The following is a 15,890-nucleotide window of genomic DNA, read 5'->3' on the forward strand; positions in this document are numbered from 1 at the left end:
CCGGCACGAGAATCTTCTCGGCCGGTTCGTTTTCGCCCGGCCCGAGGGGCCCGGCCCGGTCGTGATCCATTGGCTCGCTCGGCGACTCCCGCGGACTCCGGCGGCGCCCGTGAGCCTCCCTCGGTGAGCGCGTAAGGCGCGAGACCGGGGGAGGCGCCCCGGTTCCGGACAGGAAGGGTTTTCCGCCGCTTCGCCGGCCCCGCCGTGGAGGACCGGTCGCCGGAGATCCCGCCGATACACCGCATGACCCGGCCGTGACCCGTTCTGGGCTGCCGTACCCCTGACCTCCTGACCAGGGAAAACGGCGTATAGGGGGATCCGCGGGAATAAGTACCTGATCAGGCGTGATAGTCACATGAGTAGGAATATTCTCGTTGAAAGGACACCCCCCGAGTGGCGAGCAAGGTGACTTCCGCCGTCATGCGTCAGGGGCTCCGCGTACTCGGGGTTGCCATCCGGGCAGAGAAGGCGGTCTTCGCCGTCGCGGTTCTGTCCAGCGGCCTCTACGGCGTCATGACGGTCGCGTCCGCGTGGGCCCTCGGCTGGGCCACCCAGAACCTCGTGCTCCCCTCCTTCGCCAAGGGCAGGGCGGAGACCGGCACGCTCGTGGCCGCGGCCCTCCTCATCCTCGGCGTCTCGCTGCTCAAGGCGCTCGGCGTCGCGGGGCGGCGCTACTTCGCCGGAGTCATGCAGTACCGAATGCAGGCACGTTCCCGCAGGGACGTCACCCGCCAGTACCTCAGGCTCCCCCTCGCCTGGCACCACCGCCACCCGACGGGTCAGCTGCTGTCGAACGCCAGCGCCGACGCGGAGGCCGCCTGGGCGCCGCTCGCCCCGCTGCCGATGGCGGTCGGCGTGATCGTCATGCTGGTCACCGCCGCCGTGGCGATGGTGGTCACCGACCCGGTCCTCGCCCTGGTCGGCTTCCTGATCTTCCCGGCGATCGCCGTGCTCAACTTCGTCTACCAGCGCAGGCTCAGCCCGCTGGCCACCCGGGCCCAGCAGCTTCGCGCCGAGGTGAGCGAGATCGCGCACGAGAGCTTCGACGGCGCGCTGGTCGTCAAGACCCTCGGCCGCGAGGACGAGGAGACCGACAGGTTCCGCGCCAGGGCCGGCGAACTGCGCGACGCGAACATCGCCGTCGGCCGGGTCAGAGGCCTGTTCGACCCGATGCTGGAGGCGCTGCCGACCCTGGGCGTGCTCGCCGTGCTGCTGGTCGGCGCGGTACGCCTTGAGGGCGGCGCGATAACCCCTGGCGTCTTGATCCAGGTCGCCTACCTGTTCACCCTGCTGTCCTTCCCCATCCGAGCCCTCGGCTGGGTGCTGGCCGAGCTGCCCCGCGCCGTCGTCGGCTACGAGCGGGTGCGGACCGTGCTCACCGCGACCGGCTCCATGGAGTACGGCACCGCCACGCTGCCTGGCCCCGCCCCCGCCGGGCTTGAGGTCCGCGGCCTCGACTATGCCTACGGCGACTCCCGGATCCTGCACGGGGTCGGTTTCAAGGTCGGGGCGGGCCGTACCACCGCGCTGGTCGGCCCGACCGGTTCCGGCAAGTCAACCCTCACCCAGACCTTTGTCCGCCTGGTCGACCCGGACGCGGGGGCCGTCCTGGTCGACGGCGTCGACCTGCGCGAGATCGCCCGCGGCGGGGTCAGCGAGGCGGTCGCGCTGGTACCGCAACAGACCTTCCTGTTCGACGACACCGTGCGGGGCAACGTCACCCTGGGCCTGCCGGTCGGCGACGAGGACGTTTGGGCGGCGCTGCGCCTGGCCCAGGCTGACGGCTTCGTCAGCGCCCTGCCTGGCGGGCTCGACACCAAGGTCGGCGAACGCGGCACGACCCTGTCGGGCGGCCAGCGCCAGCGCCTCGCCCTGGCCCGCGCGCTGGTCCGCCGCCCCAGGCTGCTCGTCCTGGACGACGCGACCTCCAGCGTCGACCCCCAGGTCGAGGCGAAGATCCTGCAGGGCCTGCGGGACGCGTCCCAGGCCTCAACCGTGGTCGTCGTCGCCTACCGGATGGCGACCATCGCCCTGGCCGACGAGGTCGTCTACCTCGAACACGGCCGGGTCGTCGACCGCGGCCCCCACGAGGAACTGCTCGCCCGCTGCGAGGGCTACCGCAACCTGGTCACCGCCTACGAACGCGAGGAGGCCGAGCGCGAGGCGCTCGGCGCAGAGGAAGAGGAAGAGGTCAGCGCGTGAGCTCGCTCCACGGGGTCGAAAGGTCGGCGCTGGGCACCGTACGGCACGGCCTGTCGCTGACACCGGAGTTCCGCAAGGGGCTGGCCGGGACACTCGCGCTCGCCATCCTGGCGACGGTCGGCAAGGTCATCGTCCCGATCGCCGTCCAGCAGACCATCGACAGGGGGCTGAAGGGCGCGGTTCCCGATCTGCCCTACATCCGCGCCGCCGTGCTGCTGTGCGCGGCCGCGGTCGTCCTCACCGCGCTGTGCGCCTACCTGATGAACGTGCGCCTCTACCGGGCGACGGAGGCCTCCCTCGCCACGCTCAGGGTGCGCGGCTTCCGGCACGTGCATGACCTGTCGGTGCTCACCCAGAACTCGGAACGGCGCGGCGCCCTGGTTTCCAGGGTCACCGGCGACGTCGACCAGATCAGCGTTTTCATGCAGTGGGGCGGGCTGATGATCATCATCGCCATGGGCCAGCTCCTCGTCGCGACCGTGCTGATGTTCGTCTACTCCTGGCAGCTCGCCCTGGTGGTCTGGGTGTGTTTCCTGCCGCTCTTGGTGGTGCTGCCGCGCTTCCAGCGATGGCTGTCCGGCGCCTACACGCAGGTCCGTGAACGCGCGGGCGACATGCTCGCCGCCGTCAGCGAGTCGGTCGTCGGGGCCGCGGTGATCAGGGCCCATGCCTCAGAGGCCCGCACCGCCGAGCGCCTCGACGCGGCGATCGAGGCGAACAAGGTCGCGCAGGCCCGCACCCAGCGGATCGTCGCCACGGTCTTCCCGCTGACCGAGATCATCGCGGCGGTGGCGATCACCGCCGTCGTGCTGATCGGCGTACGCCTCGGCATCGCGGGCGAGATCACCGCGGGACGCCTGATCGCCTTCCTGTTCCTGATCACGCTGTTCGTCTCGCCCATGCAGATCGCCACCGAGGTGCTCAACGAGGCGCAGAACGCCGTCGCGGGCTGGCGCCGTATCCTCGGCGTGCTCGACACCCCGCCCGACGTCGCCGACCCCGGCCACGACGGCGTCGAGCTGCCGCGCGGCCCCATCTCCGTCTCCTTCGAGGAGGTCGGGTTCTCCTACCCGGGCGGGGCGCCGGTGCTGAGCGAGGTCACGGTGGACATCCCACCGCGCTCGCGGATCGCGGTCGTCGGGGAGACCGGCTCGGGCAAGACGACCTTCGCCAAGCTGCTCACCCGCCTGATGGACCCGGTCACGGGGCGGGTCACCGTCGACGGCGAGGACCTGCGCGAGGTCCGCTTCTCCTCGCTGCGCGAGCGCATCGTCATGGTGCCGCAGGACGGCTTCCTGTTCGACGGCACCCTGGAGGAGAACATCCGTTTCGGCCGCCCCTCCGCGACCGGGGCCGAGATCCTGCTCGCCCTGACCGAGCTGGGGCTCACCGACTGGCTCGACGGCCTGCCCACGGGCCTGGCCACCAGGGTCGGCCAGCGAGGGGAGTCGCTGTCGGCCGGGGAGCGCCAGCTCGTCGCCCTGGTCCGCGCCTATCTGGCCGATCCCGACCTCCTGCTGCTCGACGAGGCCACCTCGGCGGTCGACCCGGCCACCGAGGTACGGCTGGCCCGCGCGCTTGAGGGGGTCACGCGGGGCCGTACCGCCATCTCCATCGCCCACCGCCTGTCCACCGCGGAGGCCGCGGACGAGGTGCTGGTCTTCGACCGGGGCCGCATCGTCCAGCGCGGCCCGCACGCCGAGCTCGTCGGAGAGCCCGGCGTCTACGCGGACCTGCACGCCTCCTGGGTCTCCGCCGCCCGATCCTGAAACCCGGCCGCGTGCGGGCGCGTCGTCTCAGCTCCGGACCAGGAGCAGGATCTCGTTCGGCTTGAGATGCCCGTCGGCACGTTCCTGAAGCGCGATCAGGTTGTACACCGCCTCCCGCAGTGCCACGCAGGACTCGTGCGCCTGCGGCATGCCGGAGGGGTTGTGCCCGTCCGGTGTCCGCAGAAGGGCCAGGGCGCCCAGCAGGCCGATGCGGGCGCAGGCCAGGAGGGATTCGTCGTAGGGGGTGTTCCTGCTCAGGACCGATGCGACCAGGTCCTGAGCCTGGTGGGCCAGCAGACGAGCTCGCTCCCGGGACGGGAGCTTGTAGTCGAAGAAGAAGACGGGCTCGAAGCGGAAGGAACGCCTGCTGAGCGAGTCGTAGTCGTGATCCAGCGCCGCGGTCGGCTCCCTGTCCGGTGGTGTCGCCCTCTGCGGCGCCTCCAGCAGGAGACGCCTCATGAGGGACTCGAGGTCGGCGAGTCGCCGGCCGGGTGGAGGCTCCTCCTTCCAGGAGGATCTCCATGCGGAGAGGAGTCCGGCGAAGGCGGGCACGAGCGTTCGCAACTCCGCGGAGCCTGGCACGAAGGCGAGATCGAAGGCGAGGTCGAGAACGCGATCCGGGTCGGGGCCGCCGTGTCCGTGCTCCGTGGCAGGGGCGCGGATCCAGGCGTCGGCGAGCTCACGGTCCAGGCCGGGGACACGGACCCGGGCGCCGGCGAGGTCGAAGTCCGTGGCGTCGGCACGGACGTCGCCGAGGCCGTGGGTGCGGGCGAGGTCGAGGGCCTGGATGAGGGCGTGGTCAAGGATGCGCTCGATGGTCCCGGCGAAGACTCGCTCGGCGTCGAGATCGTCGGCGGAGTGGCCGGGGATGTCGCGGGCGCGCTGGAGGGCGTAGCCGAGCCTCGGGCCGAGAGGTTTTTCCGCGGCCCAGGTGAGCTTGCCATTGAGGGCGAGGGAGCGAGTGAAAGCGCGGTCGAGGACGTCGCCGAGGGTGGGGTGGAAAGGGCGGTCGAGGTTCAGGGCCGGGTTCAGGCCCAGCGTGTGGTTGAGGAGGTGGGCGCAGTCGGCGGCTCTGGCTCTGACCGTGGTCTGATCCGCGGCGCGGGAGGAATCCGGGGTGACGCGTGCCGGGGCGCGTCCGGTGACCTGGCTCAGGTCCAGGGCGAAGACGCGTGCCAGGGCGCGCGCGAGGGAGAGGTTGAGAACAAGTTCGAGGACGCGCCGTTCCCTGTGTCCGCGCGAGGAGAGGGCGGAGTTCCCGGCGGTGGCGAGAACGCGGCCGTAGGCCAGCACACGTTCCGAGTGAGAGGTGGCGAGAGCCAGACGCAGGTACGGGATCATCCTCGTGCGGTCCACGGTCATGATCTGGGACAGCCGCCGTGGATCGGGTGAGTAGGGCCAGCGGACACCGGTCGGCCGGTGCAGCTGGGGCAGAGGGGCGGAGTGCGCCCAGATGGTGTGGCTGGTGAGGTCGGTGATCAGGCCGACGGCGGGATCGGCGAGTTCGGCGGCGGTGGGCAGCCGGTAGGTGGTGCCATCATCGAACAGCGCGTTGAGCCAGGTGACGAAACGGGCCGCGTCACCGGCCCACATACCGGCGGCGGGCTCGTCGCCGCCCTGCCCCGGATCGCCGTCGATGGCGGGAGTGTGGCGTCCCGCGGCTCGCTCGTCGCGGGCGAACATGGCGTAAAGGGTCCGGGAAACCGGCCGGACGCAGAGGGCGACGCCCTCGCTGAGCCAGATGACGTCGCGCAGGCTCCGAGTCGCCTTCACCGTGCTGATCAGACGCGCCCGGGCATCGCCGCCGAAACCCGGTGAGACAAGCAGCTTTTCCAGCGCGCCACGCACGCCGGGATCGACCTTGAGAGCCTCTTCCTCGCATTCGAAGGCCAGGGTCAGCGCGTGGACTCCGCCGGACGTCAGGCAGGCCTCGATCACCGGGGTCGCGTTGGCGCCCGCCGCCCACAGCAGGACGGTTTCCCGCCACCAGGGGTCGTCGACGTCGGCGACGAGGCGGCCGAGGAGGGCAGGCTGCTCGCCGACGTGGGCGGCGGCCAGGTATTCCTGCAAGGTGAAGTGGGCGAAAGCGTAAACTCCCTCCTCACGCTGGACCAGCAGGCCGCTCTTGTCGGCCTCGTCGAGGAAGTCGCCGGGCCGTACTCTCCTGGAGACCTGTGCCAGCACCGGTGCGATGGCCTCACGGGCCTGCCGGGCGGGGATGTCGCGGATCCTCGCGGTCATCATCGTCCAGGCCAGCGCGCGTGCGACGTGTTCCTTCTGCGGGCCGCGCAGGCCGGTCTTGTCATGAAGCCCCTTGGAGTCCTGGCGGCGGTGCAGGAGCACCTGGCACATCTCCGCGTACAGCGCCGCGCGGCTGCCGGGCAGCGCGTCGTGATACCGATGTACGTTGGCGATCATGGTGAGGAGCAGCGGGTTGGCCGCCAGGTCGTACAGGGCAGGCTGCAGGCGGAGCCGTTCCAGCAGGTCGTCGGCTTTGCGTGCGGCGTCGGCGCGGGTCTTCCTGCCTGCGGTGCCGGTGGCGCGGCACTCGATGCCGTAGTACCAGTTGTGCAGGAACAGGGAGATCTGCTCACCGGTGAAGCGATGGATCTGCAGCACGTTCGTGCTGGCCAGGGGGGTGGACAGGTAGCCATGTGGCCGGGAGGTGATCACGTAGTCGTTGCGGGGGAAGCGCTGGATCTGGGTGCGCACCCAGGCGACCACGGAGGCTCTGTCCGCCTCGTCGGCCACCTCGTCGAGCCCGTCGAGCATCACCAGGCAGCGGCCCCTGTCCAGTCGCCGTCCGAACCAGGCCGCCGGGATCCTGCCTGCCGTCCAGCCGGCGGAGGCCGCGACGTCGGGCAGCCCGCGGGCGGGGTCCGTCAAGATCGCCGCCGCGTGGTCGCGCAGGTAGACCACAACGGGCAGCGAGCGGCGCCGCCCGTTCCACCGGCACAGCTCAAGGGCCGTGCTGCGCACCAGAGTGGTCTTGCCGGACCCGGGACCGCCGATCACCGCGAACACCTGGCCGTCCGAGTCGTCGAGGAATGAACGCAGCGTCCTGCGTTCCCCGGGCACGGCCTGTATCACGCCAACGTAGGGTTCGCTCGCGGTGTCCTGTGGTGGACGGGGGACCAGGCTCACCTCGACGTACACCTGCCGCAGCCGTAGCACGAACTCGCTCTGTGTCGCGACGCCGACCGTCTCGATGTCGCGGACGCTGCGCCGCAGCTGCCGCAGGTATGTCCTGCGCTGGCTGGAAGGCGCGCCCGGCAGGATCGAGAGGGGCCCTCTTGGCTGTCCGGCCTCGGGGGGCCTGGCGGCGAACGCCTCTGCGGCGACGGCGACGGCCGCGGAGGCGCCGAGCCAGTACCAGTTCAGCTCGCCGCCACTGAGGACCTGGTTGACCGCGACGCCGACGCCGACCGTCAGTGAAGCGGCGGCGATGATTCGCGCGATTCTCCGCACCGGCGTTCACGCCCTTTCAGACCGGGCAGGACGCGGGCGGAGCGAACCTCGTCACCGCGCTTCCTGACAGGCCGATTCCTCCATGGCCCCCCGACCCGACGGATCCAAGCCAACCTCGCGGTTTCGCTCGCTGTCAGCTTGTTCACCACATTCCTCCAGAATGGATGCCCCGTCCTTCAGGGCCGGGAGGAAATGCGGAGCGGTCACTCATCGCGTTCTCCGGATTTGCTCTGCGGGGCTTGTTACGGTGAGTGAGCTGGCGATAACCAGGCTGGCGTTGTGTGACCGCCCCAGGGCATGGGGTGGCGGCGCGGGGAGCCCTCCAGCCGTTGGGCGGGGCTGTGAACCGCGAACCGCCCGGTTTCGGCCGGGAATCCCGGTCCCTTTGGGGCCGGGAGGATGTCAACAAGCCGAGATCTCGGGCCGTACCGCCCGGTACGACGGCGGCGCTCGCCGGGGAGGCGGGGGGCGGCCTCCAGGTCGTAGAGCGGGGTGTACCCGGTGGCCAGGTACAGGCCCGCGGCCTCGGGCTGGCGGGGGCCCGTCGTCAGGTAGATCCTGCGGTACCCCTGCCGTACGGCCTCCCGTTCCAGCTCCCGCACAACGGCGGCTCCGAAGCCGCGCCGCCGGTGAGCGGGGTGGGTCCAGATCCGTTTGAGCTCGGCCGTCCGCTCGTCATAGCGGCGGAACGCGCCACCGGCGACGGTCTGCCCGTCCTCGACGAGGATCAGGAACACGCCTCCCCTTGCGGGGGAGAACTCGTCGTCGGGATAGCTGTTGATCTCGTCGTTGGGGCCGTAGCGGCTGGTGTACTCCAGGTGCAGGTCCTCCAGGAGCGGTCTGGCCTCCGGGCCGCGGATCGCGACGTGCCGCACCTCGACGGATTCGACGGTCACTTCGCCGTCTGCCTGGGCAGGCCGGGCGGGTTGATCTGCGACTCGGGGATGGCCTCGTTGGTGAGATTCCAGCGCTTGAGCACCTCGCCGTACTTGCCGTTCTTGATGAGCTCGTTGATCGCCGCGTTGAGCGGTTTGACGAGGCCGTTGTCCTTCTTGGTCATGGCCGCGATCAGGCCCTGGAGGTCGGGGCCCGCACCGGAGACCGTTCCGACGATCTTGGTGTCGCCGCCGACGGCGTCCTGGTAGGCGAGGGACGGGTTGGGGCCGAAGTAGGCCTCGACGCGGCCCGACTTCAGGGCGAGCAGGGCGTCGACGTACTTCTGGTAGTTCTGGATCTGCGCGGGCTTGAGACCGGCCTTCTGGTTCTGCGCGTCCCAGTCGACCAGGATCTTCTCCTGGTTGGTGCCCGAGCCGACCGCCACCCGCTTGCCCGCGATGTCGGAGGGCTGCTTGATCTGGGTGATCGGGCTGTTCTTCGCCGTCTGCCAGGCGAGCTGGTCGACCCGGTAGGTGGCGAAGTCGTAGATGTCCTTGCGCTCCTCGGTGACCGTGACGTTGTTGAAGGCCACGTCGTACTTGCCGGACTTCACCGCCAGGAACAGGTTCTCCCAGGAGGTGATCTCCTCCTTGACCTTCAGCCCGAGGGTGTCGGCGACGATGTGGGCGAGGTCGGTCTCGACGCCGATGATGGTGCGGTCGTCGTCGGCGAGGAAGGCCAGCGGCGGCGCGCCCTCTCCGCTGAAGCCGACGGAGAGCTCGCCCTTCGAGCGGATCGCCTCGGGCACCTGGGCGGCGATCGCGTCCACCTTCTCGGCCTGGATCCGGTTCTGCTGCGGAGAGGTGTTGATCTTCGTTCCACCGACCTCAACGGCGGCGGCGGTCTTCTCCGCGGGCTTGGCGTCGGTCCCCGACGCGCTCGAGGGGGTCCCGGTCGACCCGCAGGCGGCGGCGAGCAGAAGGGGGGCGGCGACGAGGGCAGGCCTGAGCCTGGAGAGGAGCGACATTTCAGTCCTAGTTTCTGAGGAGCCTTGCGAGGGGTTTCTGGGAGTTCTGCTCGGGGTTTTCACGGGTCTTGCCGAGGGCACAGCTAGAGGACCTTGCTGAGGAAGGCACGGGTCCGCTCGTGCCTGGGGGTGTCGAGAACCTGGGCCGGCGGCCCCTGCTCGACGACGCGCCCGTCGTCCATGAAGACGACGGTGTCGGCCACCTCACGGGCGAACCCGATCTCGTGGGTGACGACGATCATGGTGGTGCCGCTCCTGGCGAGGTCCTTCACCACGTCGAGCACCTCGCCGACCAGCTCGGGGTCGAGCGCCGAGGTCGGCTCGTCGAAGAGGATGACCTTCGGCTCGAGGGCGAGCGCCCTGGCGATGGCGACCCGCTGCTGCTGGCCGCCGGACAGCTGCCCGGGATAGGCGTCCCTTTTGTCGGAGAGGCCGACCCGGTCGAGCAGCCGCAGGGCCAGCTCCCGCACCTCGGCCTTCGGCCTTCGCTGCGCGGAGAGCGGCGCCTCGACGACGTTCTCCAGCGAGGTCAGGTGCGGGAAGAGGTTGAAGCTCTGGAAGACGAACCCGATCTTGGTCCGCTGCCTGAGGATCTCGCGCTCGCGCAGTTCGTACAGCCTGTCGCCGGACTGCCGGTATCCGACCAGCTCACCGTCGACGCGCACCGATCCGCTGTCCACCTTCTCCAGGTGGTTGACGGTGCGCAGCAGGGTTGACTTGCCGGAGCCGGACGGGCCGAGGATCACCGTGACCTCGCCCTGAGCGACCCGCAGGTCGACGCCGCGCAGGACCTCGAGCGAGCCGAAGCTCTTGTGCACGTCCTTGAGGTCGACCATCGCGGTGCTCATTTGCGGCCCTTCGCGTAGTGGCGTTCGACGTAGTACTGCGCGATGGACAGCACGGAGGTGATGACGAGATACCAGACGGTCGCGACCAGCAGCAGCGCGATGACCCTGCCGTTGCGGCTGTAGATCACCTGAATCTGGTAGAAGAGCTCGGGCAGGGCCATGATGTAGACCACCGAGGTGCCCTTGACCAGGCCGATGATCTCGTTGCCCGCGGTGGGCACGATCGACCGCATCGCCTGCGGAAGGACGATCTTGAAAAGCTGCCTTCTCCAGGGGATGCCGAGCGCGGCGGCGGCCTCGCGCTGGCCGGAGTCGACCGACAGCAGCCCCGCCCTGACGATCTCGGAGCAGTAGGCGGCCTGGTGCAGCCCGAGCCCGAGCACGGCGGCGGTGACCGGGCTGATCAGGTCCATGGTCCCGATGTCGAAGAACGAGGGGCCGAACGGGATGCCGAAGGAGATCCGCTGGTACAGCAGCGCCAGGTTGTACCAGAACAGCAGCTGCAGGATGAGCGGGATCGACCGGAACAACGCGACGTATCCCCAGGCGACCGAGGACAGCAGCGGGTTCCTCGACAACCGCATGATCGCGAGTACGGTGCCGAGCAGGAAGCCGATGCCGATGCCGAGCACGGTCAGCTGCAGTGTGAACACGACCGCCCGCAGCACCGACGGCGCGAACAGGTACTCCCCGACAACGTTCCAATCCCAGGCGGGATTGGTGATCAGCGCACTGGCCGCCATGGCGAGCAGCACGCCGACACCGGCGGCGGCCACCCACCGTCCGGGGTGCTTGGTGGTGACCACCTTGAGCGTGGGCGGCTGGGTGACGCCGTCCGCCGGCTCGGAGAGGTCCTCGGCGTTGCCGAGGGGTTCCTGCCGGGTTCCCCTCGCCTCGACGGCGGGGCGGCTCATCGTCCCGCCAGACTGGCCGCGGGGTGCTGACGGGTCTCCGCGGCCTCGCGCTCACGATCTCGCTTGGCCACCTCCTCGCGGACGATGGGAATGACGTGGCGGCCGAAGTCGATGGCGTCCTCCAGCAGGTCGTAGCCGCGCGCGGAGAGGATCTCGACGCCGAGGTCGTAGTAGTCGAGCAGCGCCTGGGCCACGGTCTCCGGGGTGCCGACGAGGGCGGTCGAGTTGCCCGCGCCGCCGGTGGCCGTCGCGGTCGGGGTCCACAGCGCGCGGTCGTACCTGTCGCTCCTGGCCGCGACCGCGATGAGTCGCTGGGAGCCCGAGTTCTCGGGTGCCTCGCCCGGGAGGCGCCGTCGTGTCGAGGGTTTGGCCGCCTTGATGGCCTCCAGCGTGCGGCCCGCCTTCTCCCAGGCCAGCTCCTCCGTCGGCGCGATGATGGGCCGGAACGCCACCTGGAACCTGGGCAGGTCGCTCCGCCCCGCCGCCAGCGCCGCGCTCCTGACCGCGGCGATCTGCTCGGCGGTCTGGGCCAGCGGCTCGCCCCACAGGCAGTAGATGTCCGCCTCCGCGCCGCCCGCCGCGTACGCCGCGGGGGAGGAGCCGCCGAAGGAGACCCTGGGGCGTGGCTGCTGGACGGGGAAGACGTCGGACAGGAAGTCCTCGAACCGGTAGTGCTCGCCCTCGTGGCTGAAGGGGGTCCTGGACGTCCAGCCCTTCTTGACGATCTGGATGTACTCCCTGGTGCGCGAGTAGCGCTTGTCCTTGGACAGGAAGTCGCCCTCACGGGCCTGCTCGTTGCTGTTTCCGCCGGTGATGAAGTGCACCGTCAGCCTGCCGTCGCTGATCTGGTCGAGCGTCGCGAAGGTCTTCAGGGCGAACGTCGGGTATGACACGTTCGGCCGGTGGGCGAGCAGGAGCTGCACCCCCTCGACCTGCCCGGCGACGAAGGCCGCCACCTGCGCGGGGTCCGCAGACCCCGAGCCGTACGCGAACAGGATCCGGTCCCAGCCGTGCTCGTGGTGCGCCCGCGCCAGCCGTAGCGTGAACTGTTTGTCGAACGCGGGTCCGGAGCGCGAGGTCGTCTCCGATCCGTCGTGGGTGGCACCGATGCCTAGGAACTCGACGGGCATGGCTGAAGCCTTTCTGGCAGGTCGTCTGGGCGAGAGGGGCGTCCGGAGTAGGGGGACTGCGGCGCGGCGGGCGTGCGGCCACGGGGGTGCCGGGTCAGTGGCGACACGGACGGGACGACGCGCGGCACGGCACGATGTGGCCGCGAATCGCCGATGGGAACTCGGCCTGCATGGCCTCACTTCAACACAGGAGGCCAATTCCGTCAAGACCTACTGGTTTAGTGGGTTTTTGTCACGGTCGCGGTGAGGAGGAGTGAACACTGGTCGACAAGTCATGACATGGGCTGTTTGAGGCCCTGTAATAAGGATTAACGTGCTCACATAGAGGTATAGGGCAAGCCAGGAGCGCGGAGTCTCCGTCCGGGGGAAGGACGTTCATGACCGGTCTACTGGATGACGATCACAGGCGCGGGAAGCGGTATCCCGTGCTCGACGTACGCTCCGCCGTGGCCAGCAGCGACCTGCTCGACGACCTGCCGAACCTGAGGGTCCTCGACGATGACGACGACGACCCCGTCCTCGTGCGGTTGGACGGCACCCCGGTGGACACCTGGCGGGAGAAGTATCCCTACGGGGAGCGGATGGACCGCTCGGAGTACGACCGGACCAAACGAATGCTCCAGATCGAGCTGCTCAAGCTGCAGTACTGGATGAAGGACACCGGCGGGCGGCTCCTGGTCCTGTTCGAGGGACGCGACGCGGCAGGCAAGGGCGGCACGATCAAGCGCTTCATGGAGCACCTCAACCCGCGCGGGGCCAGCGTGGTCGCGCTGGAGAAGCCGAGCGAGCGCGAGAGCACCCAGTGGTACTTCCAGCGCTACGTCTCCCACCTGCCCGCCGCGGGGGAGATGGTCTTCTTCGACCGGTCCTGGTACAACCGCGCCGGGGTCGAGCGTGTGATGGGCTTCGCCACGCCCGAGGAGTACACGGAGTTCATGGAGCAGGCCCCCGGGTTCGAGCGCATGCTCGTCCGCGACGGCATCCACCTGGTGAAGTTCTGGTTCTCCGTGTCACGCTCCGAGCAGCGCACCCGCTTCATCATCCGCCAGGTCGATCCGGTCCGGCAGTGGAAGCTGTCGCCCATGGACCTGGAGTCGCTGGACAAGTGGGACGACTACACCCAGGCGAAGGAAGACATGTTCCTGCACACCGACACGGACGAGGCGCCGTGGACGGTGATCAAGAGCAACGACAAGAAGCGGGCCAGGGTCGAGGCCATGCGCCACCTCCTCAGCCAGTTCGACTACACCAACAAGGACCACGAGATCGTCGGTGAGCCCGACCCCAGGATCGTCGTCCACGCGGCCGATCTGTTCGACGACGACCGCACGCGCTGAGCCCGCCCCGCCTCGGCCCTGAGGGCGACCTCCCGAGGGGGCGGGCTCCCGTAGAGCGCGAGGCCCCGCCCGGTCATGCCGGGCGCGGGACCTCCGCCTGGTTACGGCACAATTGGCGCATGTCCCTTGACCCCGCCATCGCGGCCCGGCTGAAGCGCACCGCCGACGGGCTGGTGCCCGCCGTGGTCCAGCAGCACGACACCGGCGAGGTGCTGATGCTCGCCTGGATGGACGACGAGGCGCTGCACCGCACGCTCACCACGGGCCGTGCCACCTACTGGTCGCGCAGCCGCGGAGCCTACTGGGTGAAGGGTGACACCTCGGGCAACGTCCAGCACGTCAAGTCCGTCGCCCTCGACTGCGACGGCGACACGATCCTGCTCAGGGTCGACCAGGTGGGAGCCGCCTGCCACACCGGCGACCGGACCTGCTTCGACGCCGGTCAGCTGGCGGTGACCACGGCGTGAAGGCGGGGCGGGCGCTGTGGACCTGGGTCGCCGCGTGCGCGGCGGGCGCCGGGCTCGTGCTGCTGGCCGCGGGGCGTGACTGGGTCACCGTGACGTACGGCGCGCGCGCCGTACCGGTCTCGGCGGCCGAGCTGGCGCCCGCGCTGGGGCCCGCGGCGTGGGCGGCGCTGGCCGCGGTGGTCGCGGTGCTCGCGACCAGGGGCCTGTGGCGCAGGATCGTCGGTGTCGCGATGGCGTTGTGCGGCGCGGGGGTGATCGCCGCGGCGGTGAGCGGGGGCAGGCCGGACGCCGGGCTGGCCATCGCGGCCGAGCACGCGCCCATGGCCGCGAAGGCGACCGACGTCGTGCAGATCGCCGCCCCCCTGGTCTGGCCGGTGCTCGCGGGGGCCGGCGGGCTGCTGCTGCTCGCCGGGGGAGTGGTCGCCGCGCTCAGGGGCGGTCGCTGGCCCGGGATGTCGGAGCGGTACGACCGCCAGGGGCCCGGCCGCGAGGGCGCGGCTCGCGCTTCGGCCGGAGGCGCCCAGACGGACCGGGAGCTGTGGGACGCCATCGACCTCGGCGCCGACCCCACCGCCGACCCGGAGGGCGAGATCCCCGCGGCGCCGCGGGAGAACCGGGAAAAGGGCGGCGGCGGGCGCTGACCACGCGACCGTGAGGGGCCGAAGCTCACCGCCTGGTCACAACTTGCCCACGGACTCGCCGTCACTCTTCGGGGATGATCTGGTTTCGCTAGGATTTCGCCCGCAACGCGTTTAAAGGGGAGTCATTCATGAGCTATGGGAATCAGTCCGGTGGGTACGGGCCGCCACAGGGCGGCTACGGGCCTCCGGGCGGCTATGGCACGCCCCCCGGCGGTGGTTACGATCCCTATGGCTATGGCGCACAGCCACCCCGCGGCAACAACGGCATGGCCATCGCCGCCCTGATCATGGGCATCGCCGGGCTCTTCGTCTGCGGCGTCACCTCGATCGTGGGCATCGTGCTCGGCCACATCTCGCTCGGCCAGATCAAGCGCACCGGCGAGGAGGGACGGGGCATGGCGATCGCCGGCCTGGTTCTGTCCTACTTCGGCGTCGCCTGCTGGCTGATCGTGCTGGTGGTCTGGCTGGTCGCGATCGGCGTCCTCGCGGGCTCGGCCTCGTACACGGGGTACTAGAACCGAGCGGAGAGATACGGCCCGCCCGCCTAGCGACGGGGTGTCAACCGGTATCCGGCCCAGCCTTGAGTATCGTGGCTGGTGACAGTCGTCGCCGACAGAGGGGTTCGGGCGGGCCGATGGTGACCGGCAGGGCCGAGAGGGTGCGGGAGCCGCGGGTGCGGGCCGTGCTGGCACCGCTCGCCGTCGCCGCCGCGGCGGCCGCCGGGGTCATCTTCGTCGGCCTGGTCGACCCCAACCAGCCGGGGCACTATCCCACCTGCCCGTTCCTCATGCTCACCGGGCTCTACTGTCCGGGATGCGGAGGGCTGCGGGCCGTGCACGCGCTCGCCCACGGTGACCTCGTCGCGGCACTCGGGCTCAACCCGTTCGTCGTGGTCATGATTCCCGTGGCGGTCCTGCTGTGGGGGCGCTGGGCGGTGTTTTCCTGGCAAGGTAAGCGATATGCCGGAAAAACCATACATCCTGCCTATGTGTGGACCTTTCTTGGGTTAATGATCGTTTTTTGGATAGTGCGAAATGTTCCCTTTGGGAAATTCTTGGCCCCCTAGTCACCTATAGGCGTCACCCGGTGGCGGGGCGACCTCGGCAAGGCCGATAGCATCGGCGGGACAAGGGCAATCGATCGGGAGGGGCCTTACTCGTGAGCGAGTGGAGCGAGCGGACCATGCGTACGGCAGCGTTCGCCAACGTGAC

The 15,890-nt window shown here is 69.9% G+C and carries 13 protein-coding genes; 7 read left to right on the forward strand and 6 right to left on the reverse strand.

The window, feature by feature from the left end; genetic code table 11:
* The first annotated feature begins 420 nt into the window (after nucleotides 1-420).
* Nucleotides 421-2,202: an ABC transporter ATP-binding protein gene (locus tag AB0395_RS07500; protein ID WP_366277975.1), complete on the forward strand. Its 1,782-nt coding sequence runs from the start codon at nucleotides 421-423 to the stop codon at nucleotides 2,200-2,202.
* Nucleotides 2,199-3,971 (forward strand): ABC transporter ATP-binding protein, encoded by a 1,773-nt coding sequence (locus tag AB0395_RS07505; RefSeq protein ID WP_366277977.1) that lies wholly within the window; start codon nucleotides 2,199-2,201, stop codon nucleotides 3,969-3,971. The genes AB0395_RS07500 and AB0395_RS07505 overlap by 4 nt, the downstream gene beginning before the upstream one ends.
* A 27-nt stretch (nucleotides 3,972-3,998) precedes the next feature.
* On the opposite strand, the gene AB0395_RS07510 is transcribed toward AB0395_RS07505, so the two are convergent.
* From AB0395_RS07510 to AB0395_RS07535, 6 genes are all read right to left on the reverse strand, one after another.
* On the reverse strand, nucleotides 3,999-7,439 hold the full coding sequence (locus AB0395_RS07510) for an NACHT domain-containing protein (RefSeq protein ID WP_366277979.1): 3,441 nt from the start codon (nucleotides 7,437-7,439) through the stop codon (nucleotides 3,999-4,001).
* Nucleotides 7,440-7,681: 242 nt separating this feature from the next.
* On the reverse strand, nucleotides 7,682-8,335 hold the full coding sequence (locus tag AB0395_RS07515) for a GNAT family N-acetyltransferase (RefSeq protein WP_366277981.1): 654 nt from the start codon (nucleotides 8,333-8,335) through the stop codon (nucleotides 7,682-7,684).
* Entirely contained in the window at nucleotides 8,332-9,342 is a 1,011-nt protein-coding gene (locus AB0395_RS07520) for an ABC transporter substrate-binding protein (RefSeq protein WP_366277982.1), read from the reverse strand. Before AB0395_RS07520 ends, AB0395_RS07515 begins: the two co-directional genes overlap by 4 nt.
* A gap of 83 nt (nucleotides 9,343-9,425) precedes the next feature.
* A complete protein-coding gene (locus AB0395_RS07525; protein WP_366277983.1) occupies nucleotides 9,426-10,190 on the reverse strand; it encodes an amino acid ABC transporter ATP-binding protein in 765 nt (254 codons plus the stop codon).
* The gene (locus AB0395_RS07530; protein ID WP_366277985.1) at nucleotides 10,187-11,104 is read right to left on the reverse strand and encodes an amino acid ABC transporter permease; all 918 of its coding nucleotides are present in this window, start codon (nucleotides 11,102-11,104) and stop codon (nucleotides 10,187-10,189) included. The genes AB0395_RS07525 and AB0395_RS07530 overlap by 4 nt, the downstream gene beginning before the upstream one ends.
* Nucleotides 11,101-12,234 carry an LLM class flavin-dependent oxidoreductase gene (locus AB0395_RS07535; protein ID WP_366277986.1) on the reverse strand — a complete coding sequence of 378 codons (1,134 nt, stop codon included), beginning with the start codon at nucleotides 12,232-12,234 and terminating at the stop codon, nucleotides 11,101-11,103. The genes AB0395_RS07530 and AB0395_RS07535 overlap by 4 nt, the downstream gene beginning before the upstream one ends.
* 377 nt (nucleotides 12,235-12,611) lie before the next feature.
* On the opposite strand from AB0395_RS07535, the gene ppk2 reads away from it, so the two are divergent.
* The 5 genes from ppk2 (at nucleotide 12,612) to AB0395_RS07560 (ending at nucleotide 15,745) form a co-directional block, all read left to right on the forward strand.
* The gene (gene ppk2, locus AB0395_RS07540) at nucleotides 12,612-13,571 is read left to right on the forward strand and encodes a polyphosphate kinase 2 (RefSeq protein ID WP_366277987.1); all 960 of its coding nucleotides are present in this window, start codon (nucleotides 12,612-12,614) and stop codon (nucleotides 13,569-13,571) included.
* Nucleotides 13,572-13,690: 119 nt separating this feature from the next.
* Nucleotides 13,691-14,038, forward strand: a complete 348-nt coding sequence (gene hisI / locus AB0395_RS07545) for a phosphoribosyl-AMP cyclohydrolase (protein WP_366277988.1) — start codon at nucleotides 13,691-13,693, stop codon at nucleotides 14,036-14,038.
* Nucleotides 14,035-14,679 (forward strand): Trp biosynthesis-associated membrane protein, encoded by a 645-nt coding sequence (locus tag AB0395_RS07550; protein ID WP_366277990.1) that lies wholly within the window; start codon nucleotides 14,035-14,037, stop codon nucleotides 14,677-14,679. The genes hisI and AB0395_RS07550 overlap by 4 nt, the downstream gene beginning before the upstream one ends.
* Before the next feature lie 128 nt (nucleotides 14,680-14,807).
* Nucleotides 14,808-15,194, forward strand: coding sequence for a DUF4190 domain-containing protein (locus AB0395_RS07555; RefSeq protein WP_366277991.1), 387 nt, complete (start codon nucleotides 14,808-14,810; stop codon nucleotides 15,192-15,194).
* A gap of 158 nt (nucleotides 15,195-15,352) precedes the next feature.
* Nucleotides 15,353-15,745, forward strand: coding sequence for a DUF2752 domain-containing protein (locus AB0395_RS07560; RefSeq protein ID WP_366277992.1), 393 nt, complete (start codon nucleotides 15,353-15,355; stop codon nucleotides 15,743-15,745).
* The last annotated feature ends 145 nt before the right edge of the window (nucleotides 15,746-15,890 follow it).

This window comes from Streptosporangium sp. NPDC051023 (assembly GCF_040689595.1).
Classification (GTDB): Bacteria; Actinomycetota; Actinomycetes; order Streptosporangiales; family Streptosporangiaceae; genus Streptosporangium.

Excerpts from the sequence above, each read along its gene's own strand:
- AB0395_RS07525 (WP_366277983.1), bottom strand. The coding sequence starts at position 10,190 with ATGAGCACCGCGATGGTCGACCTCAAGGACGTGCACAAGAGCTTCGGC.
- ppk2 (WP_366277987.1), top strand. The coding sequence starts at position 12,612 with ATGACCGGTCTACTGGATGACGATCACAGGCGCGGGAAGCGGTATCCC.
- AB0395_RS07500 (WP_366277975.1), top strand. The coding sequence starts at position 421 with ATGCGTCAGGGGCTCCGCGTACTCGGGGTTGCCATCCGGGCAGAGAAG.
- AB0395_RS07555 (WP_366277991.1), top strand. The coding sequence starts at position 14,808 with ATGAGCTATGGGAATCAGTCCGGTGGGTACGGGCCGCCACAGGGCGGC.
- hisI (WP_366277988.1), top strand. The coding sequence starts at position 13,691 with ATGTCCCTTGACCCCGCCATCGCGGCCCGGCTGAAGCGCACCGCCGAC.
- AB0395_RS07535 (WP_366277986.1), bottom strand. The coding sequence starts at position 12,234 with ATGCCCGTCGAGTTCCTAGGCATCGGTGCCACCCACGACGGATCGGAG.
- AB0395_RS07520 (WP_366277982.1), bottom strand. The coding sequence starts at position 9,342 with ATGTCGCTCCTCTCCAGGCTCAGGCCTGCCCTCGTCGCCGCCCCCCTT.
- AB0395_RS07530 (WP_366277985.1), bottom strand. The coding sequence starts at position 11,104 with ATGAGCCGCCCCGCCGTCGAGGCGAGGGGAACCCGGCAGGAACCCCTC.